The sequence below is a fragment of the Fuerstiella marisgermanici genome (assembly GCF_001983935.1).
Classification (GTDB): domain Bacteria; phylum Planctomycetota; class Planctomycetia; order Planctomycetales; family Planctomycetaceae; genus Fuerstiella; species Fuerstiella marisgermanici.
Genome location: NZ_CP017641.1, coordinates 8,173,517 through 8,198,331, shown reverse-complemented (window position 1 = coordinate 8,198,331; position 24,815 = coordinate 8,173,517). Strand labels below are relative to the sequence as shown.

23 protein-coding genes are annotated in these 24,815 nt (G+C 55.8%); 16 read left to right on the top strand and 7 right to left on the bottom strand.

Going from position 1 to position 24,815, the window contains the following annotated elements:
* Positions 1–473: 473 nt before the first annotated feature.
* The 5 genes from Fuma_RS30985 (at position 474) to Fuma_RS30965 (ending at position 3,896) form a co-directional block, all read left to right on the top strand.
* Positions 474–1,349 (top strand): DUF1559 domain-containing protein, encoded by an 876-nt coding sequence (locus tag Fuma_RS30985; RefSeq protein WP_077027526.1) that lies wholly within the window; start codon positions 474–476, stop codon positions 1,347–1,349.
* Between the two features lies 1 nt (position 1,350).
* Positions 1,351–1,860, top strand: coding sequence for a hypothetical protein (locus Fuma_RS30980; protein WP_145944476.1), 510 nt, complete (start codon positions 1,351–1,353; stop codon positions 1,858–1,860).
* Between the two features lie 108 nt (positions 1,861–1,968).
* Complete coding sequence (locus Fuma_RS30975; protein ID WP_077027524.1) at positions 1,969–2,733, top strand: tetratricopeptide repeat protein; 765 nt, start codon at positions 1,969–1,971, stop codon at positions 2,731–2,733.
* 111 nt (positions 2,734–2,844) lie between these two features.
* Positions 2,845–3,240 carry a DUF2271 domain-containing protein gene (locus Fuma_RS36935; protein WP_083732452.1) on the top strand — a complete coding sequence of 132 codons (396 nt, stop codon included), beginning with the start codon at positions 2,845–2,847 and terminating at the stop codon, positions 3,238–3,240.
* Positions 3,237–3,896 (top strand): PepSY-associated TM helix domain-containing protein, encoded by a 660-nt coding sequence (locus Fuma_RS30965; RefSeq protein ID WP_077027522.1) that lies wholly within the window; start codon positions 3,237–3,239, stop codon positions 3,894–3,896. The genes Fuma_RS36935 and Fuma_RS30965 overlap by 4 nt, the downstream gene beginning before the upstream one ends.
* A gap of 346 nt (positions 3,897–4,242) precedes the next feature.
* Here the strand turns inward: Fuma_RS30965 and Fuma_RS30960 are convergent, their stop codons facing one another.
* The 3 genes from Fuma_RS30960 to Fuma_RS30950 form a co-directional block, all read right to left on the bottom strand.
* Positions 4,243–4,686 carry a hypothetical protein gene (locus Fuma_RS30960; RefSeq protein WP_077027521.1) on the bottom strand — a complete coding sequence of 148 codons (444 nt, stop codon included), beginning with the start codon at positions 4,684–4,686 and terminating at the stop codon, positions 4,243–4,245.
* A 137-nt stretch (positions 4,687–4,823) separates the two neighbouring features.
* Positions 4,824–6,224, bottom strand: a complete 1,401-nt coding sequence (locus Fuma_RS30955) for a sigma-54-dependent transcriptional regulator (RefSeq protein WP_077027520.1) — start codon at positions 6,222–6,224, stop codon at positions 4,824–4,826.
* The gene (locus Fuma_RS30950; RefSeq protein WP_077027519.1) at positions 6,221–7,651 is read right to left on the bottom strand and encodes a sensor histidine kinase; all 1,431 of its coding nucleotides are present in this window, start codon (positions 7,649–7,651) and stop codon (positions 6,221–6,223) included. Before Fuma_RS30950 ends, Fuma_RS30955 begins: the two co-directional genes overlap by 4 nt.
* Before the next feature lie 344 nt (positions 7,652–7,995).
* On the opposite strand from Fuma_RS30950, the gene Fuma_RS30945 reads away from it, so the two are divergent.
* The 10 genes from Fuma_RS30945 to Fuma_RS30900 all read left to right on the top strand — a co-directional run bounded on the left by Fuma_RS30945 (position 7,996) and on the right by Fuma_RS30900 (position 19,562).
* A complete protein-coding gene (locus Fuma_RS30945) occupies positions 7,996–9,024 on the top strand; it encodes a DUF1559 domain-containing protein (RefSeq protein WP_077027518.1) in 1,029 nt (342 codons plus the stop codon).
* 228 nt (positions 9,025–9,252) lie between these two features.
* Entirely contained in the window at positions 9,253–10,263 is a 1,011-nt protein-coding gene (locus Fuma_RS30940) for a DUF1559 domain-containing protein (protein WP_077027517.1), read from the top strand.
* Between the two features lie 163 nt (positions 10,264–10,426).
* Positions 10,427–10,705 (top strand): hypothetical protein, encoded by a 279-nt coding sequence (locus Fuma_RS30935; protein ID WP_077027516.1) that lies wholly within the window; start codon positions 10,427–10,429, stop codon positions 10,703–10,705.
* A gap of 187 nt (positions 10,706–10,892) precedes the next feature.
* Positions 10,893–11,495 (top strand): DUF2271 domain-containing protein, encoded by a 603-nt coding sequence (locus Fuma_RS30930; protein ID WP_218922336.1) that lies wholly within the window; start codon positions 10,893–10,895, stop codon positions 11,493–11,495.
* Positions 11,496–11,530: 35 nt separating this feature from the next.
* Positions 11,531–12,337: a DUF4198 domain-containing protein gene (locus Fuma_RS30925; RefSeq protein ID WP_077027514.1), complete on the top strand. Its 807-nt coding sequence runs from the start codon at positions 11,531–11,533 to the stop codon at positions 12,335–12,337.
* Positions 12,338–12,579: 242 nt separating this feature from the next.
* Entirely contained in the window at positions 12,580–13,392 is an 813-nt protein-coding gene (locus Fuma_RS30920; RefSeq protein ID WP_158521194.1) for an alpha/beta hydrolase, read from the top strand.
* 269 nt (positions 13,393–13,661) lie between these two features.
* Positions 13,662–14,483 carry an ABC transporter ATP-binding protein gene (locus Fuma_RS30915; protein ID WP_083732451.1) on the top strand — a complete coding sequence of 274 codons (822 nt, stop codon included), beginning with the start codon at positions 13,662–13,664 and terminating at the stop codon, positions 14,481–14,483.
* Positions 14,484–14,534: 51 nt separating this feature from the next.
* On the top strand, positions 14,535–17,456 hold the full coding sequence (locus tag Fuma_RS30910) for an ABC transporter permease (RefSeq protein ID WP_077027512.1): 2,922 nt from the start codon (positions 14,535–14,537) through the stop codon (positions 17,454–17,456).
* Positions 17,457–17,577: 121 nt separating this feature from the next.
* Positions 17,578–18,726 carry a prenyltransferase/squalene oxidase repeat-containing protein gene (locus tag Fuma_RS30905; RefSeq protein WP_077027511.1) on the top strand — a complete coding sequence of 383 codons (1,149 nt, stop codon included), beginning with the start codon at positions 17,578–17,580 and terminating at the stop codon, positions 18,724–18,726.
* Entirely contained in the window at positions 18,723–19,562 is an 840-nt protein-coding gene (locus Fuma_RS30900) for a hypothetical protein (RefSeq protein WP_077027510.1), read from the top strand. The genes Fuma_RS30905 and Fuma_RS30900 overlap by 4 nt, the downstream gene beginning before the upstream one ends.
* A gap of 138 nt (positions 19,563–19,700) precedes the next feature.
* Here Fuma_RS30900 and Fuma_RS30895 read toward each other — a convergent pair whose 3' ends face one another.
* Together Fuma_RS30895 and Fuma_RS30890 are read right to left on the bottom strand one after the other, a co-directional pair.
* Positions 19,701–21,524 carry an IS1634 family transposase gene (locus Fuma_RS30895; protein WP_077023619.1) on the bottom strand — a complete coding sequence of 608 codons (1,824 nt, stop codon included), beginning with the start codon at positions 21,522–21,524 and terminating at the stop codon, positions 19,701–19,703.
* A 436-nt stretch (positions 21,525–21,960) separates the two neighbouring features.
* Entirely contained in the window at positions 21,961–22,479 is a 519-nt protein-coding gene (locus Fuma_RS30890) for a rhodanese-like domain-containing protein (protein ID WP_077028664.1), read from the bottom strand.
* 901 nt (positions 22,480–23,380) lie between these two features.
* Between Fuma_RS30890 and Fuma_RS30875 the strand changes: the two genes are divergently transcribed.
* Positions 23,381–23,809, top strand: coding sequence for a hypothetical protein (locus tag Fuma_RS30875; protein ID WP_077027507.1), 429 nt, complete (start codon positions 23,381–23,383; stop codon positions 23,807–23,809).
* A 173-nt stretch (positions 23,810–23,982) separates the two neighbouring features.
* Here Fuma_RS30875 and Fuma_RS30870 read toward each other — a convergent pair whose 3' ends face one another.
* The gene (locus Fuma_RS30870; RefSeq protein ID WP_145944475.1) at positions 23,983–24,495 is read right to left on the bottom strand and encodes a hypothetical protein; all 513 of its coding nucleotides are present in this window, start codon (positions 24,493–24,495) and stop codon (positions 23,983–23,985) included.
* A 48-nt stretch (positions 24,496–24,543) separates the two neighbouring features.
* Positions 24,544–24,786 (bottom strand): nitrate/nitrite transporter NrtS, encoded by a 243-nt coding sequence (gene nrtS / locus Fuma_RS36930; protein WP_414655195.1) that lies wholly within the window; start codon positions 24,784–24,786, stop codon positions 24,544–24,546.
* Between the last annotated feature and the right edge of the window lie 29 nt (positions 24,787–24,815).

The window sequence follows — 24,815 nt, the reverse complement described above, 5'->3', positions numbered from 1 at the left end:
GCCTCTCGACAGCCGCAGAAGGGCTCGCCTTTCCAATCGCGAACGGCATTTGCATGGCCACTGGAATGCCTGATTCTTGGGGCCAGTTCACAGGAGCCAGATCGACTAGCCCGTGTGCTGATGCAGCGGAGCCTGAGTCGCATTTGAAGCAGGAATGTGACGCGACTAACTGGTGATAGTTTGTTGCTCGCGAGGTTGGCCGAAGGGCGAACTGGTGTGGGGTGGATGCCAAATGGCGGAACTGCAGTAATTTGTTGGGAGTTCGACTTGCATGCTTTGACGACACTGCTAACCTGATGCGACGGAGTCTCAATATCAACAGAGACTCGTGTCCGAGGCCGCAGCAAGCCAGTTTGTGGTGATTCAGTTCACCCGTGCTTCCACGTATAGCCAGCCACGCTCGGAAAGACTTCGCCACCTCACGGTGTGGTGGCGTTCTTTTCATCTGGTCTGTCTACACAAGGAAGACTGCCATGCGCACGCGCGCCCCTTTTCAAAGCCAGCGCGGCTTTACGCTCACCGAACTGCTCGTCGTGATTGCGATCATCGCAATCCTCATTTCATTGCTGCTGCCAGCTGTCCAACAAGCTCGCGAAGCGGCTCGACGAACGCAGTGCAAGAACAATCTGAAGCAGATTGGTTTCGCGCTGCACAACTACCACGACGTCTATACGACATTTCCGATGGGAGCCAACAGTCAGATTTATGGCCCACTTGTCGCCGTTCTGCCGTATTTGGATCAGGCCAATCTGCAGGACCTTTACGACTTCGACGTGTACTACACCCATGCAAATAATCGCGACGCCATCAACACGATGGTGCCCGCCTATTTGTGCCCGACAATGGTGTTGAAGCGTGCCGTGCCGGAAGAGGTGTGCGACGAGCCGGGTGCCCCCAGCAGCTATGGCATGTCCATGGGAACTCACAACGGCGCGGCAACGGCCAGTGATGGAATGTTCTCAGGCTACGACGGCTTTTCCGCTCCCCGCCCGGTCAGGATTCGCGACGTAACCGACGGCACCACAAACACGATTATGGTTGGTGAGTTTAATTTTCAACTGGAAGACTACCTGTGGTCGGCATTCACCTGTCCGCCGTTGGCAGGTGAAAGTCGATGGGGCGCCCATCGCTGGGCACCTGGGTATCCGGGCGTCGGGCTCGGCAGCACATCCGGTGACTTCAATGTGAACCTGAACGCAAACCGCGAGACCTGGCGAAGTGATCACGTCGGCGGCGCACAGTTCCTGCTCGGCGATGGCTCATGCCGATTTGTCAGTGAAAACATTAACGCAGAAACGCTCGACAACCTAGCGGCTCGCGCTGATGGCAACGTTGTGGGGGAGTTCTAAGATGAGTGCCCCATCAATGGCTGCACGCCTAAGCCTCAGCTTGCGACGACTGCATGTCTGCGTCTATACATTTGCCGTAGGGCTATTTTGTGTCACAACGTTGGGCTTCGGTGATGCCAGAGAAGACTCGCGAGGCGTTCGCGTGGCCGTTGACGGCAGCGTGACGCTAAACGGTGAACTGCTGCCGGCCGGGCGAATCATTTTCATCACGGATCAAGGCGATGGGCAGGTGAAGGCAGCAGCCGAGATTGTCAACGGTTGGTATTCCTTCACTGATCAAAACGGTCCGCTGAAAGGCGAAGCTCGCGTCGAAATCCATCCGGTGGGACTGGAATTAGAGCAGTTCGAAGCCACTCGCGACGGCAACGTTCGGAAACGCATCGACGTCACGCCCATGGATATTCCGACCAAGTACAACGTGCGGTCGAAGTTGACCGCCACGATTTCAGCCGATTCGACAGAGAACTATGTCAACTTCGAACTGGCAACCAGGCAGGCATCAAAAAAGTAGACGCACTGCTGACCGCAACATTCGCTCAGCGAACATCTGTTCTTAGTAGTGTTGATGACAATCAATAAACGAATCCGCAATTGACCTGCAGGGAAAGGAAACGAAGGAATGAATGTCCGTGAAGAAGCCGCTCAGCTTCGCGAATTGTGTCAGGGACACTATGAATCAGGCAACTTGCCGCAGGCGGTGGATCTGATCCAGGAATGCCTGGCGATCGACAGCGACGATGCCAGAACATTGGAACTGAATGGCCTGATTCAGTACTCGGCGGGCCGGTATCAGGATTCAGTCGACAGTCTGGAATCCGCATCAATGGCCGTTCCGCTAAGACTGGCGGCTCAGGTCTGCCTGGCTCATGGGTACGGAAAACTTGGCAAGCTGCAGCTATCGTCGGACCTGCTGACCGAACTGCTGGACACCGCCGACGTTCCTGTCCCTTTACTGTTGCAGGTGGGAATCGGACTGGATCAAGCCGATCGACCGGACCTGGCGATTCGGGCCTGCCGTCAGGCTGCCGATAAGAAACCGAACTACGCTCAAACGTGGTATGACATGGGCTACTACATCGGTCGCTGCGGCGGACCAGACGACGAGGTCGAACAGTTGGCTCGCAAAGCCGTTGAACTCGCCCCGGACTGCACCCGTTATCGAGTCGGCCTGGCGGGCCTCCTGATTCGTAACGATCGCTCGAAGGAAGCTCACGAATTCATCAGTGATTTTTCCAACGACGACATCCGTTCGATCACCTGCACATGCTGCCTGCGTCGCGTCATCAGCGTTTACGAACAGGCTCACGATTACCGGCGCGTAGTCGTGGGGCGTGAGCACCTGGTCCTGATTGAGAACAGCCGGTCGTCTCACGGGCCTTGTTAACCGTTAACACACCATCCAGGCACCCAGAAACCTATCGCAGGAAACTTCACCACGTGGAGACCGCCGAATACTGAAAACATGCCCACACCGCAATTCTTCACACGCACATGAATCACGACGTTATGTGTTTTACTAGCGCGGTGGGGGTGGAACGACTCGAAGCGGAAGCTTGTGGAAGCCAATAATCTTATCGCCACGGTGTCAGGAGCACCCCGCGGGCAGGGGAAATTTACAGCCCATTTTGACGGAACTGACAGCGCTGGGGAACCACTTCCTGAAGGGACCTATACACCATGCCCGGAAGCCGCCCACAAGAGCGGCACGTGCCAGCTCATTCGTCACGAGCTGGAATCCAATAGGCAGCCGATTGCTAAGCAGAAGTTGAAGGGCAATATCAAAGTCGGCGCCGTGATGTCTGCCTACACGCCGTCCACCGCAAAACAGTTGCCCGCAGTCAGGTCGAGCGCTACAGAAGCAGCCCGTCAGGAAACCGAATCGAAACCATGACACCGAAGGAAACAGTCGTACGCCGAAAACGAAGTCTGTACGCCAGCAGTGCGGCTGCGTTTCGCTGGATTCACATTTACCTTTCTATGCTGGGATTCGCGACTCTGATGTTCTTTGCGTTCACAGGAATTACGCTTAACCATCCGACTTGGTTTGGTGCAAGCGAACAATCTGTGCGTGATTTGAACGGCGAATTCCCCGCAGAACTGTTGGCATCACGATCATCAACCGACGGCAAGCCAGCGCAGGAAGAACGCCCCGCAGTCAATGAACTGCAAATCGCAGAATGGTTGCGAGCCGAACATCAGCTGAAGGGAGCTGTGAAGGAATTTTCTGCGGATGAGTTTGAAATTATGGTCGTGTTTAAAGGACCGGGCTACGCAGCCGATATTTTCATCGATCGCGAAGAGGGCAGCTACAGTCTGATGGAATCAACCAGCGGCATCATGGCCGTCATGAATGACCTGCACAAAGGTCGCGATTCGGGCCTGCAGTGGAGTTGGGTGATCGACATTTCAGCCATCGTCACGATGCTACTTTCGGCATCGGGTTTCGCGCTGATGTTCTACATACGTCGGCGGCGTGTCACAGGGATTGCGACGGCAGTTGCGGGCACAATTCTGCTGGTCGCAGCATGGGCGATCTGGGTTCCCTAGTTTTCGCGAAGAGGAAAACGCGAGCAACGTCTGCCATCGCAAGCACAAAAATCATGGAGGTCAAACGTTAGGGAGTGGGGGCCGGTGCACTGAATTCATGCCTGTACGAGGTCGTTGAACATCGAGTTCGTCGCTGAGATTTCGCCTCCGCCAAACAGCTATTACGACGCTCCCTTCACGCCAAGCGACGAGACGCACAGGTGTGGGAACGTTGTGGCAACGCGAACATCAAGACCAGGAATTTGCCACGGGCAACATCAGCAATCTAACGAGCTGCTCGTGATGCAGCGTTGAGTTGCAGATCGCAGATTAGACTGGTTTGAGCTATCCAGGAACTTCCCAGGGCCTACCGAAACGACGCAAGTTTGCTCAGCGCGTCTTGGTAGAGTTCCCGCAGTCGTGTGATCTCAGCGTCCGAAACGCCCTCGGCGAGGTCTCGCTTCGGGAGGAACGGCTTCACATCAGCCAGCGAAGCGTGCCAGGCGGGCTGTTCCTCAACAATCACCTTCGGCTGCCCAAACTGGTCTGCGGTGATATCGACCACGACGTCACCTGCCTGCACCCAGACATGCGTTGCGAGGTCGTCGCCGCGTTCGTCCTGAACCGTGCCGATCATTCTGCGAAGTCCGTCCACTCCTGCGTCTGAAAGCTCGAGCAGCAAAAGATTCGCAGCGAAGTTACAACACTTCTCGGGAAACCGCGGCAGCCACGGAATGTCAGCATCGCCGCTCTTCGCGCTCTCAATAATGGATCGAAGGGTTTGGGCCGTTTCACTAATTCGAGTTAACATCGTTTCGTACAGTAACTTGCTGGCAACTTCGTTCAGTGAATGTAATTCGCAGAATCGCGCGGCACGGGATCTGGAAGTCGTCGGATGATTTGCAGGAGTTTAGCTCGCCAGCCGATTACGAAACAGTCGCACGATGATTACCCGCCGACGTTTTGCTTCAACAGTTTGTCTCGAAGAGTCTCACGATGGATTCCCAACAGCTGTGCTGCCGCCGAACGGTTGCCGTTCGTTTCTTTCAGCGCAGCGGTGATCAGTTCTGCTTCGACGATTTCTGACGCGGTTTGCAGCGGGTTTGGTTGTTTTTGAGCAATCGCGTGCGTGGCCCATTGCCTGGCGGCCTGTTGAAACGCAGATTGAGGTTCCGCAGACGGCGGCAGACTAACAGCAGCCGCGCTGGTCGCAGCGGTCAGCGCGGCCACTCCGATGGTGTGTTCGGATGACGCAGTGGCGGCACTAATGACGATGTTGCGTAGTTCACGAATGTTGCCGGGATATGGCTGTTGTTGCAGCCAGGATATGGCCTCGGCGTCGAAGTGACGTGATTCATCCGGCGAATGCAGTTGCAGAAACCGCTGTGCGAGTTCCGGGATGTCTTCGGCGTGTTCGCGTAGGGGAGGAACTGAAATCTGAATCGTTGCCAGGCGAAAGAAGAAGTCCTGGCGAAAGTGGTCAGCGGAGCGCAGTACATCCAACGGAACGTTCGTCGCTGCGATCAGGCGGAAATCCGAATTCTGAGGCGATGACGCTCCCACAGGATAAAATTCCCCGGACTCAAGCGTTCGCAAAAGCTTCACCTGAAAGTGCAGCGGTGTCTCACCGATTTCATCAAGAAACAGCGTCCCACCGTTTGCTTGATTGATCACTCCCGCTGACGCCGAATCAGCTCCGGTGAATGCACCCACCGTGTGGCCGAACAGTTCTCGCTCCAGCAGCGCTTCACTTAACGAAGCCAGATGGACGGCCACCAGAGGGTTGTTACTACGAGCGCTGTGGCGATGAATGGCCTGAGCAACCAACTCTTTTCCAGTTCCACTTTCGCCCGTAATCAGCAGAGGAGCACTGTGCTGAGCGGCCATCGCGATCTGTCGGAACAGGTGCTGCATCGCCAGCGAGTTACCAACAAGTTGATCGCCGCCCGTTGTGCCAACCGCCATCGCGCTGGCGGACGGCGGTCTTGCTGCTGATTCTGAGATCGCTCGCTGCAGCACACTTGTGACGTGATCGAGTTCGAAGGGTTTCGGAAGATAATCGAACGCTCCTTCCTGGACAGCCGCAACTGCGGTCGACAGATTCCCATGAGCCGTCATCACGATCACCGGAGCCTGAGAATATTCTCGCAGCATCGACATTGCCGCCAAACCGTCCATCCCGGGCAGCCGCACGTCCAGCACGATCACGTCAAACGATTGCTGGCGGACGAGCTTCAAACCATCTTCCGCAGAGGCTGCCACGCAGGTGTCGCACCCCATATCACGCAATAAAGATTCGAAGCACGCACAGATCGCAGGTTCGTCGTCAATTACCAAAGCGGTTGTCATGGAGTGTCGGCTTTCTGCAATTTGACTTTGCGCTGTGACGACGTATTCGGCGATGAGCCGTTGTTATCGGAATGTAATGGAAGGCAGATCTCCACCGACGTTTCATCGCCAACTCGTCGTAGACTCATCGTTCCGCCTTCCTGATCGACAGCGTGTTGAGCAATCGTTAGCCCAAGGCCAATGCCTTCCGGTTTTGTTGTGCGGAAGGCCGTCAGCAGTTGTTGCTGGTCGTCTGCGAATCCTGGCCCGGAATCACGGATGTCGATAACAACGTTCTGCTCGTTTGTTTTAAGATGGCAGGAAACTGTCCCATCCACACCGGCCGCTTCAATCGCATTTTGCATGAGGTTCAGCAATGCTCCTTTTAGTGATTGAGCGGACACAACGCTTATCGGCAGTGCCGCAGGCATATCCAGCGTGATTACGGACTTCCAATGCGTGCAATGCGGTTGCAGCAAAGCGACGACGTCCGTCACCATGCTGGCCAAATCGCATGTTTCTTTCACCTGCGGCATTGACGCCTTGGAGGAATCCGGTTTCAGCGACACGACCGCCAGCACTTGTTCTTCTGTAAGCGCCAACTGGGCCAATGCCGTGTTTACCATAGGATCATCGGTCGTACAGCGCCGCTGATGAAGTTGAATCGCGAGCCGCGCCCCCGCAATAGAATTCTTCAACTGATGAGCCAGCCCGCCGGAAAGTTGGCCCAACAACTGCAACCGTTCGGCGGTCACCAATTCCTGCTGCATGGATCGTAACTGTACGGACAGAACATTAGCCGACACCATCAAATCCCGGAGTTCATCGTCTCGACCACTCGGTTCGACTGGTCGAAAATCGCCCTCTGCCAGTCGCGAAAACAAAGCACTCAGCTGATCGACGCGGCGTGCAATCCGCCCCGACAACAGCCTCGCCACCAACAACGCCAGCAACAAAGTCACGAGTGCCACAACCGCCGGAGGCCACAGCGAATTCTGCCAGACCACAGGAAACTCATTTTGCTTGAGAATGACATACAGCGTGGCCGGTCGTCGCACATGAGTTCGCTGAATTGACGAAACCAGATAACTCCCTGTTTCCAAGCGAAGTACCTGCGGGGAAGAAGCGGTCTCAGTGGCCCCTGGAAGGTCGGCCAGCGCGGTCCGCAGCGTCTCATTCGGCTCCATCGTTGACGCTGCGATCTGTCCGTCGGCATCAAAAACGACGACATCGCCACCGACCATGGCACCGATACGACGGACGACGTCATCCGTCAAAGGATAGGTTGCACTTCCCAGGGCATTCGCCACAGCTTCCATGTGCTGAGCCGTCTGGCTTCGCTGCACCTCAACCGCATGCCACGCGCTGACGCCGGTGAAGAGGATCACCGCGAAGACCAGCAGGGCAGCGGTCGGCAGAAAAATCTGATTGCGAAACGGTGATCTCATAGAGTGCAATGGTAGCTGCGTCGATACCCACTCCGCCACCACTCACTGACCAAAGCCCCCGTGGTCAGCAGACTCTTCCACTCCTCTCCGGCCAAAGCGAGCAAACAGCAACCTGACTGAATGGCATTCACAAACCGTCAACCTGAAACCAGCGGAGCAGGGTGGTGATCAGCACGACTGGCATTGATGGAACTTCCGCCACGCGTGACGGATTGTTCGTCACAAAACGGACGCAGGGGAGTTGAGAGAGCCAAATTCTCAGGCAATTCTACTGGCACCAAATGTGCAACCACTGAACAGCCTCACGGGACATGTCGTCTCCATTTCATCTAAATGAGTGTTTCATGATCAATACCCTCCACCCCAAACGCTTTCGAAAATCCGGCTTCACACTGATCGAGCTTCTGGTTGTAATTGCGATCATCGCGGTGCTGATCGCCCTGCTGCTGCCCGCCGTTCAGCAGGCCCGAGAGGCGGCTCGCCGGACACAGTGCAAGAATAACCTGAAACAACTTGGCCTCGCGATCCACAACTACATTGATGTGGCCACCGTGCTGCCGCCGAGTGCCTGTATCAATCCCGTCTCCGCGACGACTGCCGGCAATGGATCGTGGGGCGTTCACGGCCGCATTCTGCCATTTCTGGATCAGGGCAATCTGTACAACTCGGTCGATCTCACAATCGGCTGGGATTTCCAACAGGCCATTAACGGCTTAAAAATCCCTGGCTACGCGTGCCCCAGCGATCCGCGCAGCGACGAAGCTCGCGATCCTGGTAGCGGAAAAGTGATTCTGTATCCGACGTCTTACGGATTCAGTTTTGGAACCTGGTTCGTCTACGATCCAACGACCGGACGCGGTGGTGATGGTGCATTCTATCCAAACGCCAGGCTACGAATGGCCGCCTTCACCGACGGAACAAGCAACACTTTGCTGGCCGCCGAAGTCAAAGCGTGGACCCCGTATATGCGAAACGGAGGCCCGGCCTCAACAGCAGTTCCCGCGACGGTTGCCGATGCGGAAGCGGCAATCGCCAGCGGCGGCCAGTTCAAAAACACGGGCCATACCGAATGGCCGGACGGACGCGTGCACCACCACGGATTCACCACCACGATGCCGCCGAACGCTAAAACATTTTGCACCGACGGGACCTCCGTCTTCGAGGAATGCGACTACAACTCATGGCAGGAAGGCAAGGACGGACTCAGCGGCAGCCCCAGCTACGCGATCATCACGTCACGCAGCTATCACACCGGCACCGTGCAGGCAGCACTGGTAGACGGTTCATGTCGCTCCATCTCAGAGAACATCGACCTGTCAGTCTGGCGTGGCTTGGGAACTCGCAGCGGCGGTGAAGTGCTGGGCGAGTATTAAAGTCGCCCAATCACGTGATGCCCGCAGGACTTCGCTTTCTTTGACTTGAGACGACCGATTAATTGTCACCAGATCTGAAACCAAGGGTTGAATGTCCTTCACTCAGTGCTAAATTGCATTGCGACTGAGTCTCACTCTCAGTCACCAGAGAGCCCAGCCAGACTCACTCCAGCCACGCTCTCGACCGCCCGAACTACGATGAATTCCTGATACCAAGGAGTCTGGCTAATGCCCCCTGCTACCGCTTCGCGCTCAATTCGCACGTCTTCCCCCAGCCGCGGATTCACGCTGATTGAACTGCTCGTCGTGATCGCAATTATTGCGATCCTCATCGCTCTGCTGATGCCGGCTGTGCAGCAGGCTCGCGAGGCTGCTCGCAGAACCCAGTGCAAGAACAACATGAAGCAGCTCGGCCTGGCGCTGCACAACTACATGAGCACTTATCAGGAAGTGCTGCCGAGTGCGGGAAACACGCTCACGGGCGGGTACCCGGATGACTTTTCGCCGCTGGCTCGACTGCTTCCTTACCTCGATCAGGCCAATCTCCAAAATCTGATCGACTGGAATCTTCACCTCGGACACCCAGCGTTTCAGCCACTGCCACCTGAAATGGTGCCAGTCGCAAGAACCGTCATCCCAATGTTTATGTGCCCCAGCGACCCGGCTCCATCGGTGGCAATCGAACCGTATCAAAGCACATTTGAATACGCTGGCTGCAACTACGCGGCAAATCAAAGTGATGGTACAGAAACGCCGACGAGCCAGATCCACCCGATCTACCCTGGCAACGGCCTGTTCTGGTGCGGCGCCAAGTCTCGTATTCGTGACTGCACAGACGGAACCACCAACACAATTGCCTTCGGCGAATCAACGCGAGGACCAGGCAACGTGGTCACAGGAACAGACAATGACGTGAGGCTGTACCGCATGACGGGCGGGTATCCTGAAGTTGCAGCCGCCGCACCATACGCGGACACCGAAGGCCACCGTCTGACATCGTGGCTTCGCGGTGTCGTGCCTTTCGGGCCTGTGATGAATGGCTATCTAACGCCCAACAGCCCGATTCCCGATGCCGTCAACGGGTCATCCAAACTCACCGCGACGCGCAGCTATCACACGGGCATCGCCAACGTGCTGCTCATGGACGGCAGCGTTCGCAGTGTCAGTGATTCGGTCGACCAGGGAACCTACCGAGCACTCTGGACAGCACGCGGCGGCGAAGTGATCGGGGAATTCTAGGAGCCGGAACCTGATGCGACCGATCCGATTGCGTCCTGCAAGCGATCAACAGTCCCTTCAGCTGCTGCCCGGAAATCGAGCGACTGAAATTCGGTTTCTTTGGTCGGCACATTTCCATCAGTTGTGACGTCATGGACAGACCGTCGCGCGCGAGGATATTCAAATGGCAAAAGTATTCTGGACGCTCTTACTGGTCGTGTTGAACGTCGGCTGCGACGGGACGAACGTCGCGCCCGAGACAGATGCTGATCTCGAAGCGGCAGCCGCCGGCGTTGGCAAAGAAATACAGGTCAAGTATTTCATCACGGAAGAATTGAAGCTCTCGTCAGTCGAACTGACTCCGACCGGTGGCGGTAACTTTGAAGGCAAGGGGACCGACACCAAAGGAACGGAATACGAGATTAAGATCGAGCAACAGCCAGGGGCGATTAAATACACCTGAACAAATTCGAAAGGGAAGAAGGGAAGTGGTTCGCTGAAGATCTAACTCGCCGTCAGCGGTCAGCTTCACGGTTCCTTAGCACTGCACCATCGCAATCGCACCGCCTGCCTATTCGCTCGCATACAAACCTCATTCTTCAAACTTCACCTGGCTCGCGCTGGGATAACTTCTATTTTCAGGATGACACATGAGTGATCTCAGCAAGAGACCAACGTTGCGGCGGTGTGCATTTCCGCCACTGTGCCTGTTGATGCTGTTTGGCCCGAACATCTGCCATCAATCTGCCGTTCAGGCATTCGCAGATGAATCAAAAACGAAGGACTCCGTTCCGCTTGTGGTGGCGTTGGAACTGCCTCGAATCAAAGTGCGCGAGTACCATCGGCCTTATGTCGCCGTCTGGGTTGAAGATGAATCTCGTGAGTTGGTGCAGCACGTCGCTGTTTGGTACCAGCAGGGAAAAAATGAAGAGGGCCACGGAGAAAAGTGGCTCCCCGACCTGCGGCAATGGTGGCGTCGAGGTGGTCGAAAAATGGATGACTCTGTTGACGCCGTGTCCGGGGCGACTCGGTCTGTAGGCCAGCACCGAATTCGAGTGACCAACGAGCAGCTCAGCAAGCTGAAGCCCGGAAAGTACAACATCGTCGTCGAAGCATCGCGAGAAGTCGGCGGGCGTGAACTTGTTCGCCTTCCGTTTTCCTGGCCGCCCACCAAAGCAGATCAGGAAAAAGTGTCTGGAAAGACGGAACTTGGTCAGGTCTCGCTTCAAATTACTCCACCACGCGCCGACTGATTTTCAGCGGACTCAATTCCACGGGAAAACTTTTCATGTTACGACACACGATTACAGCCGCACTGTTGTTTGCCGTTGTCACAAACACCTGTTCTGCACATAAGCTCTGGGTGCTGCCGTCTCAAACGCAGTTTTCCGGCAACGACTCCTGGGTAACTGTCGACGCGTGTGCCTCAAACGACCTGTTCTACTTCAACCATGTCCCGTTGCCGCTGCAGTATCTGGCAATCGTTGCGCCGGACGGAACCAAAGCCGAAGCCGTCAACAAATCGATGGGCAAGTACCGCAGCGTTTTCGATCTGGAACTGACTCAGGACGGAACATATCGCATTGCCCTGATGTCGAAGTTCGTTTTCGCATCGTGGGAAGAAGACGGAAAGCCGCGCCGATGGCGAGGTTTAGCTGATGAACTCGCCAAAGAAATGCCGGCAGATGCAAAGGGGCTGAAAGTCTCTGAGAGCCTCGGACGTCTGGAAACCTTCGTGACAAAAAATGACCCGACCACCGACGCCATCAAACCCACCGGCGACGGCATGGAAATGATTCCGGTCACTCATCCGAACGATCTGTATGTCGGTGAAGAGGCGACTTTCAAAATGCTTGTTAACGGCGAACCTGGCAAAGACCTGGAACTGACAATCGTCCGCGGCGGCACTCGCTATCGCAACAACCTGGAAGAGCAGAAAGTTACGACGAACGCGAAAGGTGAATTCAGCGTGACCTGGGACAAGCCCGGAATGTATTGGCTCTCCACTTCCGGCAAGGATGAGAAAACGTCTAGCCCTGAAGCGAAAGTTCGCTTCCTGATGTATTCCGCCACGCTGGAAGTCCTGCCGGAATAAAGTCCGTCTCCGCATCGCTGTTTCGGTGCAGTCCACAAACTGGCACCTGACTCCAACAAAGCGAACTGATGGTAACCAAGTCTGCGATTCTTTTGCTTGCCCTGATTCCATTCGTTGAGCTACGACCGGTTTCAGCACAAACGTCAGAATCACATGCCCCGACCTCCGCGCAGTCAACTGGCGGTGTGATCGCGGAATCTGAATCCACACCTGTTGTCTTGACGAACACATTTCAATTCGACATGCGTTCCCGACAGGGATTGGTTTACCGAATCTTTGTGGCGACTCCGACCGGCGAACAGCCTGAAAATGGCTGGCCGGTTGTTTATCACACGGATGGAAACACCAGCTTTCCCGTTCTCATCGCGGCGGTTGAAGGGCAGTCCAGAAACGATCGCCCCGCGATTGTTGTGGGCATTGGCTATCCGGAAACGAGTGCCGCCGCACGGCGCCAACGACGGACGTTCGACTTGACCACGCTGGCTGATCCACAGTGGTTGAAGAACAAGGCTCGTCCATTTGCCGATCTGAAAACGGGTGGCTGTGATCAGTTTCGTTCGTTTCTGGTCCATGAGCTAAAACCAGAAATTGAACAGCGGTTCCCGATCAACAAAGACCGTCAAACTTTGTTCGGACATTCGTTCGGCGGACTCTTTACGCTCCACACGTTTTTGACTCATCCGGATTGCTTTCAAACGTACATCGCTTCCAGCCCATCATTGTGGTGGAACGCGGGTTCGTTGATTGAGCAGGAGCGAAAGTTTCGTGAACGCTTCGCTGATCAAGAACTCAAAGTTCGGCTGTTGCTGACGGTAGGAGAGGAAGAGCATTCGCCCCCTGACAAACGCGACAGGCAGAAGCCACCAGCTTTTCGCATGACAACCGAACTCGGGAACGCACAGCAGGTCAGTGAACGACTTCAGGAAGCTGGCGTTCAAGGGATGCAGGTCGAATTCCGCGAGTTGCTCGACGCGCATCACGGTTCTGCCGAACTTCCGGCCGCCGCTCTGGGCATGAAGTTTGCCCTCAGCGTGCCGCCGGCCGTTACGGATTGAGTCAAGCCATCCTGCTGAGCGCCCTGATACTGACGCAACGACGACAACGTCAGACGCCTCCACCGCGCGTTCCATCATCTGACCTCGCCGCGCGCTGAACGGCAAGAGACGGTGGCGGAACTCCCGGCAACGAAGTCGGAACTTCCGTCAGCGGAAGGCAGGCAGCCAAGCGTCAGCACCGGGAAACTCTGACGGCGAAAACTGGCATCTGAATTGCTAACAGATTCCGACGGCATTCTCACCAACTGCTCAGGAATAGTTTTCAACCGATGACCATTGCAACTTCTGCTCAGACGACACTTCCACACAATCAATCAGGCTCACAGAGAACTCAAGCTTCCAACAACGACACGACATCCGGAGGTGTGTCTCTGGACAATGTCAGCAAGACGTTCGGTCGCGGAAGTCGTGCTGTCGCAGCATTAAAGGAGGTGTCACTAAGAATCTCTCCTTCCGATTTCGTCGCCGTGATGGGAGCGAGCGGTTCTGGCAAGAGCACGCTACTGAATCTGATTTCCGCTTTGACTTCACCAGATTCAGGGCGAATCACGATCGATGGCGTGGACGTCACGACGCTCAAAGATCCTGGGCTGACTCGGTTTCGTCGCGAGCGACTGGGGATCATCTTTCAGGCGCATAACCTTGTCCCGGCTTTGTCGGTTGTTGACAACGTCATGCTGCCAGTGCTGGCCGGAGGTCGCCAGGGGCATCGGACGGTTGATGAGGTGCTGGAACAGGTCGGTCTGACAGACCGTCGCGACCATCGCCCCGATCAACTTAGTGGCGGAGAACAACAGCGTGTTGCGATCGCTCGAGCTTTGATTTCTGATCCGTCGATCATCCTGGCAGATGAGCCCACCGGAAATCTCGATTCCGTCACGGGAGCACAGACCTGTGATCTGCTGCGCAAACTGCAGCAAGAACACCGCTGCACCATTGTGGTGGTCACTCACGCACCAGACGTCGCGATGTCGGCGGGGCGAGTCGTCGTGCTGAAAGATGGGCGCAAGGTATCGGAATTTGAAACGGCACAATTCAACAACGCCACCGAACTGGCCGCTCATTATCAAGACCTATTGCGTTCGGCGTAGCGCGAGTTGGAGTTGTCTTGTGTTTGCCGCGAAAGAGAGTCATCCGTTTTCATGAAAAGTGTTCGCCTAATCTTCAAACTGGTGAGTCAGCAACTTCGAATCGCTGCTGGACGAGCGATCGTTACTATTGCGGGCATCGTCGCTTCGGCCTGTGCGGTCGTGTGGGTGGTGAGCGGTTACGACGCCCTGGTGTCTCAGTTTGACGACAACGCCGGAAAGTATCTGGGCCGCTACGACGTATTGTTGATTCCGCAGGGGCCGCCAGGAGCACTGACCTTCGTCAACGACGAATTGATCGAAAGCCTTCGCACGGATGTCGGCATTCTGGAAGTGAATCCGATTCATCAATCTCGTGTCACCGTGACGCGAGTTGCCACGCCAGGCGACGGCGATGTAGAAGAAACATCGCTGGGACTTGTGGTTGGTTCGCGGCCTCCCGTCAACGGAGCTCCACCCATCGCCCCGATTCTTGTGGCAACGGCAGCCAGCGATCCACCGTATGAACTCGTGGATGGGTCATGGATCGATGACGACACCGTTGTGCTAAGTTCCGGTGCCGCTGATAGCCTTCGTGTTGAAGTCGGTGATCACGTTCAGGTCACGACGCTCGCGAATCAGCGTCAATTTCGAGTGGCAGGAATCGTCCAGCAGGCACGGGAAGCTCCATCGCTGGTTGGGCAGACCGGCCCCAGGCCACGCAGGAAGGGACGAAGTCCCCGCGATCAGTCAGATGGCAAACAAAGCGGGCCGGAACGAGGTGATGATCGTCTGGATACCACCCCCGATCGACCGGGCACTCCCAAAATCGGCCTGCCGTCTGCCTATGTTCAGGGTGTCGCAACGAATGCCGTCTATATGCGTCCTGCCCCAGCCGCTCACGTGATTGGATTTGTGGCTCGACCGACACTGGTACAACTGGCCTTGCGAGACACCGTCGACGCCGAACAGTTTGCTGAAGCATGGCAGGATCGATTGGGGCAGAATTCGCCGCCCTTGAACATCGTTGACTTCAGTCGTGTGCGGGCTGGCCTTAAAAACAGCCGCAGCGTTTTGTCACAACGTGCTCAGGCATACGCCGCATCAGGATTCGCAGCTCTGGCGTCAGTGTTCATTATCTTTTCGCTGCTGAGTATGGGAGTGAGCGAACGGACGCGGGAATTTGCTCTGTTGCGGGCGATCGGTTTAAACCGACTTCAGATTGCCGCGGTGGTGGTAACTGAAAGTCTTGTGCTTGCCGTCGTCGGTTGGTTGGGAGGTTTGATTGCCGGCTATCTATTGATTGTGATCGGTGGCCAATGGATGCCGAGTCTGTTTGCCAGCGGCGCGAAACTGGGTTGGACGTGTCTGTCGCTAACGGCGATGACCGTCTTCGCCGGTGCGCTGGCTGCTGCCATTATTCCGGCATGGAAAGCGACTCGCATTCAGCCGATCGAAGCGATGGCGTCTGCTCGCATGGTGGCTCCAACTTTCACCAGTCAATGGCGACTTGCTGCTGTGGGCCTGCTGTTGGCGTTGTCTGCTCCTGTGACTGTGTTTGTGTTGCCGCTTCCGGATGAATGGCGAATCTGGTGTTATTCGATCGTCACCTATCCCGCACTTCTGATCGGCATGGCACTAATGGCACCTGCCGTTGTCGTCTTAACCGAACGCATTCTGGGTGTTGCGATCGCACGCCTGTTCGCTCTTGATCCACGACTACTCACAACACAGCTTTCAAGCAATCTGTGGCGAACAATCGGAGCAACTCTGGCACTGTCCGTCGGACTCGTCCTTTACGCGTCCACACAAACGTGGGGCTATTCGATGTTGCAACCGTATCTGCCAGGCACATGGTTGCCTGATGTGCTTGTGTCGTTCAATCCTCAGGGACTGGACGAAGCTGGTACCGATGCCGTGCGCAACACAAAAGGAGTCGCTGCCGAAAGTGTGGCACCGCTGGCGATCGAACAGGCCAAATTCGATTGGGGCAACGCTGAAGCGCCGGCGCGATTGAAGTACGACAACGCGGTCATTTTCGGTTTGGACCCAGCACAGACCATTTCCGGAACGGATCCATTGATTGCTCTCGATTTCGTCGAGGGTGACCGGAAATCTGTGGCTCAGAATCTGGCAATACATCATTCATGCGTGATCTCAGAAGACTTTGCGATGTCTGCCGGCGTTTCCACTGGCGACACATTGGTATTGATTCCTCCGAATGCGGAAGCAGAGCGAGTCGAATACCAGATTGCTGGAATCGTACGTCTACCAGGCTGGCACTGGATCACCAAATTCTCTGGTGTACGACGGCACTTCGTGCGAACGGCGTGCATGATTTTTGCAGACCGACAAAACGTGATGCAGGACTTTCATCTGGCCCGCCCGGAGTTCTGCTGGATGAATCTGCAGCCGGGAGCAGACTTAACATCCATCGAAACGGAAATGCAGGAAATCGCAGAAGAGTTTGCCGTCGGCAACTTTGAAGCGTCGGGCATTGGCGAGATCACATCCTACCGACCATTCGCGCGGACGACCGCGACGCAAACCGTTCGCCGTGCCATCACCATTCGCGCCAACGATATGATCTGGGGGATGAGTCAGCTTCCGCTGATCACATTGTTCATCATGTCGCTGGCGGTTGTGAATGCGGTCATCGCTTCCGTTCGATCACGCCAGTGGGAATTCGGCATCCTGAGAGCTGTGGGAGCCTCCCGTCTTCAACTCGTGCGATTGGTGTTCGGCGAAACGCTTCTGATTGGTTTCGCCGCTTGTGTGTTGAGTCTGGCCTTCGGGTTGATCGCCGGATGGTGCGGTGTCGGGATGGCGGCTTACAGCCGTTGGAGCTTCTTTCAAAGCGACCCAAACCTGATCATCCCCTGGACTCACCTTGCCTTCGGATTCGCGGCGACTCTTGCGCTCTGTCTGGTGGCCGCCGTCCTTCCCGCACTGCGAATCGGACGGGCTGAACCACTCAAACTTCTGCAGGCCGGCTGAATGGCTGGCTGAATTACCAAGACGTGGCCGCGTCGGGCCCGACTCGTCGCTGAAACGAATGTTGCAAACTCAACCACTTCACACTCAAACAGAGTGCTGAATAAATTCAAAAGGACATCACATGGAAATCAACTTCACAAGCCGAATGGTGCTAGCAACTCTGCTGGTCGCCACATTAAGCGCGTCTGCTGTCGCTCAGCAAACAAACGAGCAGAAGGCTGAATCAACGGACGTCAAACGGTCGCAAGTCGTGGACAAAGGCCTGAACTGGCTGGCGACTCAGGAACAGGCCGAAGACGGAACGTTCACGGCCAAAGCGGGGGCTGGCATCACAGCTTTGGCAGTCACCGCAGCATTACGAAACGATTCCACGCTAAATGATCCGATCGTGAAGAAGGGGCTGAAGGCACTGGAAGGCTTCGTCAAGCCCGATGGCGGCATCTATGGCAGTGGCCGGTTGAAGAACTACGAAACGTGTGTCGCGATGGTGTGTTTCGCAGAAGCCAACAAAGATGGTCGCTTTGACGACATTCTGAAACGCGCGAAATCGTTCGTCACCGGCATTCAATACGGGAAGGCCAATGGCAAGAATAAATCAGACGTGTGGTACGGTGGAGTCGGCTATAGCGGTGCAGAACGTCCGGACCTTTCCAACACCAGCTATTTGATTGAAGCGTTGCGCGCCGCAGGTTCGGAAGAAAACGACGACGCCATTCAGCAGGCCATCGCGTTTGTGTCGCGTTGCCAGAACCTGGAGGGTCACGGCAATGATACAGAATTCGCGGCACTCGTGAACGACGGTGGGTTCTACTATGAAATCCCTACGACCAAAATCGATCCCAGCACATCGCCCGAACGGTTCACTCCCGAAGGAGGCATCCGCAGCTACGGCACAATGACGTATGCGGGACTTAAGAGCATGATCTACGCAGGGTTAACAAAGGACGATCCTCGAGTCGCAGCGGCCGTCGAATGGATTCAAAAGCAATACGCAGTCGACAAGAATCCAGGCATGGGGTCGGCCGGCCTGTACTACTACTTTAACACCTTCGCTGCATCGCTGAAGACCGCAGAAATAGAAACCGTGAAAGACAAGGACGGGAAAACTCATGATTGGCGGAAAGACCTCGTTCAGGAACTCGCACGCCGCCAGAACAAAGACGGATCATGGTCCAACAGAAACGAACGCTGGTTCGAAGGTGACAAGAATCTCGCCACCAGCTTTGCGTTGCTCGCCCTGTCATACTGCAATGACGAAGGCGACAAATGAGCCACTCGTTACCCGTCGAAAACCGAGTGTTCACATCGCCAACGACGGACACAAATCGCCGGCGTCTGCCGAGTCTGCTGCGATCGTTTATGGCTGGTGCGGGCAGGTATCCGCGATTCATTTGGGGGCTAAACCTATCGGCGATGATGGTGTTGGCCGCATGGTTTGCGATCGACCCCGGCGTGGATTTGTTCTTCGCTCGTCGCCACCTGTTCCTACAAGTGCGCAGCGTCGAACAACTCCACAGCTTCACGGAACACAGCGACTTCATGTGGCGATTGGGGTTGCTGCTGACAATTGCTAACTGCGGCATGGCATCCTTTGCGGTGTTGACGTGCGGCCTTTATGGTCGGTACTCAGGTTACAGCGGCGTCAGAGCGCAATCGGGCTACTGGAGCTTGCTCGCTTTGTGGATAGCGGTGGCATTCAATCAATCCAATGTGGCGTGGCACGGCAAACAGGCAAGAGCCCTGTCGTCGATTGGCACACTTGAGCAACTAGCCGCCGACCTGCGAGATCATTGGCCGCAAGAAGACGGCAACCGTTCGGCACTTGGATCCTTCATGGCATATCCGGTTGGTCGTCCCAGCACACTGATCCTGCTGACACCGCCTCAGATTTCAGATGGCGGAATTACCGTGTGCGTTGTCGAACATGCCCCCACCGGCGCGCTGCGTTTTCAACTCTCGGGCACGGAATTCGGTGACTGGCTGGAATGGCATCCGCCAGGCCAGCAACCGGCATACTTCGTTGGCGGGCTACTCAACACCCACCGGCTGATCCGCCACGACAAAATCGCTGACCGTTGGTTCCTGGTCCGCTATGACGATCGCTGAGTCCCACGCGTGTTGAACGCCGCGGCCCTTTTCAATACATCGAAGCCTTTTACGACAGCGTCAAATAGCGCTAACCCAACTTCCCCAACTCGAGTCACGAAGGCAGTGTTTTGTGGGGTGAGCGGCCAGAAGTTTCCACTACATTTGCTTTTGGATTATTTTTGAGGGCAGTTTGAGGCTCAGCTTTTCCAGAAGAATCTGCTGATGGTCGGAGGGCTTTGACACGCAGCGGGTGCGGATCTCCGGGCCGGTGCGAGTGGGCAGGACGACGTCCATCGAACGGATCTCCGACAGCTCCGCAAGCACACGGCGCGGTTCGTCGCCCAGCCCTGCTTTGCTGCACAGCTGGCCGAGCGTCTTCCACAACACATACGCCAGAAAACACACGAAGATGTGTGCCAGAACACGGTCCTCCTTCTGATGCCAGATCGGGCGGATCGAAAGATCGCTTTTGTGGATTCGGAACGCGGCTTCCGCTTCGGTCAGTTGGATGTACGCCTTCCAAAGTTCTTCGTCGGACCAGTCGCTGACATTCGTTCGCAGCAGATAGCATCCGGAACTCAGAGTCGCCCAGTCACGCGTAGCTTCGATCTTTGACCATTCGATGCGTGCGGCCCCGTCATCTGTCTTCGTGACTTTCACGTCGAAGAGCTTTGCCGCTCGAGTGTTCTTTCCGAGCAGCCGGCCGATCTCACGTTCGACCTTCATCGGGTCGCGTTTCTGTTTATCGCACCGCGCCGTCATGCGGATGAGCGACTCTTCGATCTTCTTTTCGAAGCGCTGTGTGATCGCTTCTTCCTTCTTTGATCGATCGCGACTGCGACACAGGATGAATGTCTCCGGCGATGTGTTGCAGTCTTCCGATTCATCCGGATCGTCGCTGCCGGGCCACGGCACGACCTTGACTTCCAGGCCATCGCGAATGCTGGTCCAGTCTTCCTTCAGCAGCTCGTGTTCAAACTTCTTCAGCATCGATTTGGGAGTGCCGACGATGTAGCGTCGACCGCCTTCGCGCAGGAATTCGATGTTGTCTTCCGACACCATGCCGCGATCCATGACCCAGATGCGATCGCTTTTCCCGTAGCGTGCTTCCATCGTTTCGACGATGTGTTCCACGGTAGTAACGTCGGCCGTATTGCCGGCAAACACCTTGTATCCCAGCGGCATTCCGCATCGAGACACCACCAGCCCGATGCAGACCTGCTTGCAGTCGCTGCGGTTATCGCGCGAATAGCCACGCTGAGCCAGCGGATTGCGTTCGGCCTGACCTTCGAAGTAAGTGCTGGTGACGTCATACATCAGCAGGTCGTATTCGAGATCGAACAGATGGCCAAGGCGATTCTTCAGATGCGTTTCCAATGCGTCCTTGTGCGGCAGCAGCTGATCGAGTGTGCGGTACAGCCGATTATCGTTCACACGTTCTTCGCTCACGCCGAGCAGATCCCGCAGTGCCGTTTTCGGATACCATTGTTCGGCGGTGAAGAGTTCGCTGGCAGGTTCGAGCAGCCGCGCAATGATCAGAATCAGCGAACTCACATCCCAGCCGACCAGTTCACGACCTTCAGGGATCGCGTTGCTCAGGAACGTATCCAGTTGCAGCGTGCGAATCAGGTGCAGAGCCATCCACGGCCCGCCGAACTGTCGCAGGTTTTCCACACGAACTCCGGCGGCGTTGACTTCGACCCATCGCGGAGTCACGGCAGACGCATCATCATCGAACTCGAATCGCATCTGTCGACTGAGCGGTTGTGACTGATCAGCGGTGACACCGGGTGCAACCTCATCGCTACCGGCCAAAACTTCCGCCGCCTGATGGACGCCCAGTCGACCGGCTTCGTCAAGCTTCCCCAGCCACGCGACCACCCGCTGCCGCGGCCCACTGGCCGAGCGATACGATTCGACCAGCGCCCAGTAGGCGTGGCGACGACCGTTTTTGATTCGATGGCATTGGCGAATGAACATGATCGCAAATGCTACCGATCGATCTCTGACCGGCCAGATCAGAGGTCGTCACTACATCGTGTTTCAGATTTCAAACGCTGGACTTTTGAAACTTCGATAACAAAAACACGCCGAATAAATTCTCTGCAACCACATTTTGTGCCGCTGCTGGGGAAGTTGGGCTAAGCCCTCGACTACCAAAATCGAGCACAATTCCGGCAGGTCATCTACCTCAAAACTGCGGCAACGTTCATAGAGAACTTTGAGCATTGTCGGCTTGGGGTGCGGGGGCGAACATGATTCGGACGGAACTCAATCCGTCGACGCGTCCACAACTGGAAGCCTGCGGATTCTGGCGGTCGCCTTCAAAGCATTCGCGAGGCGACGGCGGGCAGTCCGTTCAAGCACTTCAAGCACGCAGAGCTGCATCAGTGATGTCAACAATTGTGGGTAAGTGTTACCAGACGCCTTCATACGAACTTGGCAACAAGTTCCACTTCCGGCCGTAAACATGTACACGGTGGGTGGGCTTATCGTTTGCGACAACCGGTTGCTCAGCGTGGCACCAAGCCAGAATGCCGCCTCGCAGGTTACGAGCGTTTCGGCCCTGTTGCATCAGCTTTTGCGTATAAAGGCCGCTGCGATAGCCGATCGTGCAAAACGGCACGATGAGTTCGCCATCCGACCGCTGTGGGCGCCGCTCAAATTCTTCCTGCGAAATGCTGCCGGGGATCGATGAGATCTCGCGCTCGACGGAATCCCTGACGTCAACCAAAACAACGTTCTGTAGGTTCTGCTGCAACAGCTTGACGACAGAAACATCACGAACCTCGGGAAAGTCTTCACGATAGGTCTCGTAAAGTGTGTCCACAGATTCCAGCGAGTTCTTCCCAGACGCACCGACGGCCAGGACCGCGATCCGAACGGCTGCCAAAACCATCGTCACGGCTATCAATGGCATTCGCCAACGGCGCATAAAATTATTGTTTGTGTGGTGCTTCAAAAAATCCATCCCCAAGATCTATGAACTCGCTTGCCGGCGACTCATGGTAGAGCAACGCGGCGAAAACTCACGCGACAAAGCCAAAGTTGAAGAACCGAGGGCAATCTGAATCAGCCGCTCGGACTGAATTGTAGCGACGACGATCCACTGGAGTACGCCATGCGTGACAGCGCATAGCTGAATCGAAACGAATAGCCGCCCACGCAGGTTTGGCCAGGACGATCAATCATTGAAGGCTCTTCGTTTTCCAAACCGACGGAATCAGTGGGGTGCTCGACGTCAGACGATTTTCTGACGGCGGTTGATGGACTGGCACTCACTTTGAGCTGACTCACGCAAATCGCCGGTCCGGCTGAAGTCGTATGTGTGCAATCACGCATATTGTCTTCGCCAACAGCAAACGTTCTCTCGAGACGCAAACACCATTATTTCCCTTACAACAAGTCGGCAAAATTTTCCGGAGGCGATTTCGTTGCCCAATAAATTTGAGTAACTCAAGTCGCTGTAGAGCAGTTTCCTTGTTGTTGTGGACGGTTCGGGCTCGTGGGAAACAGCTCTCATCGTCGAAAACGCTTGCTCCGCGGCCACAAGGCAGCGAGATTCGCGGTAGCGCCTTCGATTGCAGTAGACCGAAGGCGAAGCAGATCCTGGGAAGTCAGTCACAGGGTGAACTTCGTCGTCAGATCTATGGCGCGGCGTATCGCTTGGATCTGGTCGAAGCAGGGTTCACGCAGTTCAGGGAAGATGGGAGCCGTCGTGGTGTGAGTCAATTCACAAGTCGGCTTTGGCACACGCCGTGCATCGTTAGTTGGTCAGTCGCGATGGATTGTCTGTCGCACAATCGACTCAGACTTCCGGGAAAGGAATCGCTACTATGATGCATACCCTGAAACTCACAACTTTGGTTTTCGCCACCTCATGCGCTGGTCTGCTGCACGCAGGTGATTACCAGCATAACGCAAGCCGTGCAGCTCACGATTCGTATCGTTCCTCGGGCACTCAGACCGCGGGGCTGTTCGATTTATTTGTCGGCAGTCGACCTTCCACTCGATACACCAACTACGGTCAGAGCAACTATGGAAACTCAGGCTACCGCAATCCGAGCTACCACAATAGCGGGTACAACACGGGCTACCGTCCGACATCGAATCACCACCTTTCGACTGGATACGCCCCTTCTTATACTCGCAGATCTACCTATCCCGGATACGGCAGTAAGTACGGAGCGGGTTACCGGGTAGGTTACGGTTCCGGCGTGAGTCATCATGGTCACGTTGGTGGCGGTGGCTACTACGGTCGATAATTTCGCACGTTCGGCATGTTCGAATTTGGCGAGAAGCATGGCTGCAGGACGCAGCCATTTTCATTGGCGGTTCGCTGCGATAAGTCCCGAGGTTTCGCTCGTGCATCAGTTCAACGAAGTCTCCCCGAGCGATTCACACACGCCGCTTGCCGCAAGCAACTCACGGATTCGATTCAGACCGTGGTTGCAGATTCACGACCGTTGACAGGCACGCCAGCGGAATGGCCAGGGGACTCGTGTGAAGCGGGCAGCTGCAATGCACCCAGCAGAATCCCTCCGCCCAATAGTTGCAGAAACGGCCAGTCGGCTGCCGTGAGAATCGCGAAACCGCAGCGGTGCCAGATGTAGGATCGTGCCCACTCCGAAGCGTTCGGTAACCACACAATCCATTGCCATGCGGTGATCGTCAGCAAGCCGATCAACCCGGATACCGTCAGTGAGAGGACGATTGTCTTCACCGTATTCCGAGTGAAAGAAAGACGCCACGGCAGATAAAACAGCGCAGGCCAGATGGCGGCAGCCCAACCAATGTGGATGGCCAGCAGAGCATTCGTCGGCGGCCCACATCCCCAGGGGCCGCAAACAGAATGCTGGCCGAAACCCCGCATGTCGTGCATCGAAAGGGCGGACAGCACGATTCCTCCCCAAATGATGGGCATAACCGAGAACTCAAGTATGCGATTCATATTGTCAACTCGAATTTGCTTTTGTGATACGACCGCCAGGACATGCCATCACCGCCGTCTTGTTTCGTTCTGCCGATCCGCCACGGTCAGTACACAGGAGACGGTCGAGACGCAATATGGAACAAGCAAAGTTAAACCGGACTGAACAGCACAAGTGACGTTGAACTCACCGTGCAGCAAACAACTGCCATGATTGATAGCGACCAGCACTGTGCCGACGACGGCAGCAATGATCACTGACCGCCTGACCACCGGCCATTGAAACGCCACACTTGTGAATGTCTGTATCATCATACCACTCCCCGCTGAAAACACTTTTC

What these genes read in the sequence shown, in the direction of transcription:
- Fuma_RS30960 (WP_077027521.1), bottom strand. Translation starts at nt 4,686, where the DNA reads ATGTTAACTCGAATTAGTGAAACGGCCCAAACCCTTCGATCCATTATT.
- Fuma_RS30890 (WP_077028664.1), bottom strand. Translation starts at nt 22,479, where the DNA reads ATGCGCCGTTGGCGAATGCCATTGATAGCCGTGACGATGGTTTTGGCA.
- Fuma_RS30980 (WP_145944476.1), top strand. Translation starts at nt 1,351, where the DNA reads ATGAGTGCCCCATCAATGGCTGCACGCCTAAGCCTCAGCTTGCGACGA.
- Fuma_RS30975 (WP_077027524.1), top strand. Translation starts at nt 1,969, where the DNA reads ATGAATGTCCGTGAAGAAGCCGCTCAGCTTCGCGAATTGTGTCAGGGA.
- Fuma_RS30870 (WP_145944475.1), bottom strand. Translation starts at nt 24,495, where the DNA reads ATGAATCGCATACTTGAGTTCTCGGTTATGCCCATCATTTGGGGAGGA.
- Fuma_RS30875 (WP_077027507.1), top strand. Translation starts at nt 23,381, where the DNA reads ATGATGCATACCCTGAAACTCACAACTTTGGTTTTCGCCACCTCATGC.
- Fuma_RS30895 (WP_077023619.1), bottom strand. Translation starts at nt 21,524, where the DNA reads ATGTTCATTCGCCAATGCCATCGAATCAAAAACGGTCGTCGCCACGCC.
- Fuma_RS30935 (WP_077027516.1), top strand. Translation starts at nt 10,427, where the DNA reads ATGGCAAAAGTATTCTGGACGCTCTTACTGGTCGTGTTGAACGTCGGC.
- nrtS (WP_414655195.1), bottom strand. Translation starts at nt 24,786, where the DNA reads ATGATACAGACATTCACAAGTGTGGCGTTTCAATGGCCGGTGGTCAGG.
- Fuma_RS30915 (WP_083732451.1), top strand. Translation starts at nt 13,662, where the DNA reads ATGACCATTGCAACTTCTGCTCAGACGACACTTCCACACAATCAATCA.
- Fuma_RS30910 (WP_077027512.1), top strand. Translation starts at nt 14,535, where the DNA reads ATGAAAAGTGTTCGCCTAATCTTCAAACTGGTGAGTCAGCAACTTCGA.
- Fuma_RS30950 (WP_077027519.1), bottom strand. Translation starts at nt 7,651, where the DNA reads ATGAGATCACCGTTTCGCAATCAGATTTTTCTGCCGACCGCTGCCCTG.
- Fuma_RS30945 (WP_077027518.1), top strand. Translation starts at nt 7,996, where the DNA reads ATGATCAATACCCTCCACCCCAAACGCTTTCGAAAATCCGGCTTCACA.
- Fuma_RS30900 (WP_077027510.1), top strand. Translation starts at nt 18,723, where the DNA reads ATGAGCCACTCGTTACCCGTCGAAAACCGAGTGTTCACATCGCCAACG.
- Fuma_RS30940 (WP_077027517.1), top strand. Translation starts at nt 9,253, where the DNA reads ATGCCCCCTGCTACCGCTTCGCGCTCAATTCGCACGTCTTCCCCCAGC.
- Fuma_RS30930 (WP_218922336.1), top strand. Translation starts at nt 10,893, where the DNA reads ATGAGTGATCTCAGCAAGAGACCAACGTTGCGGCGGTGTGCATTTCCG.
- Fuma_RS30925 (WP_077027514.1), top strand. Translation starts at nt 11,531, where the DNA reads ATGTTACGACACACGATTACAGCCGCACTGTTGTTTGCCGTTGTCACA.
- Fuma_RS30965 (WP_077027522.1), top strand. Translation starts at nt 3,237, where the DNA reads ATGACACCGAAGGAAACAGTCGTACGCCGAAAACGAAGTCTGTACGCC.
- Fuma_RS30920 (WP_158521194.1), top strand. Translation starts at nt 12,580, where the DNA reads ATGCGTTCCCGACAGGGATTGGTTTACCGAATCTTTGTGGCGACTCCG.
- Fuma_RS30985 (WP_077027526.1), top strand. Translation starts at nt 474, where the DNA reads ATGCGCACGCGCGCCCCTTTTCAAAGCCAGCGCGGCTTTACGCTCACC.
- Fuma_RS30905 (WP_077027511.1), top strand. Translation starts at nt 17,578, where the DNA reads ATGGAAATCAACTTCACAAGCCGAATGGTGCTAGCAACTCTGCTGGTC.
- Fuma_RS30955 (WP_077027520.1), bottom strand. Translation starts at nt 6,224, where the DNA reads ATGACAACCGCTTTGGTAATTGACGACGAACCTGCGATCTGTGCGTGC.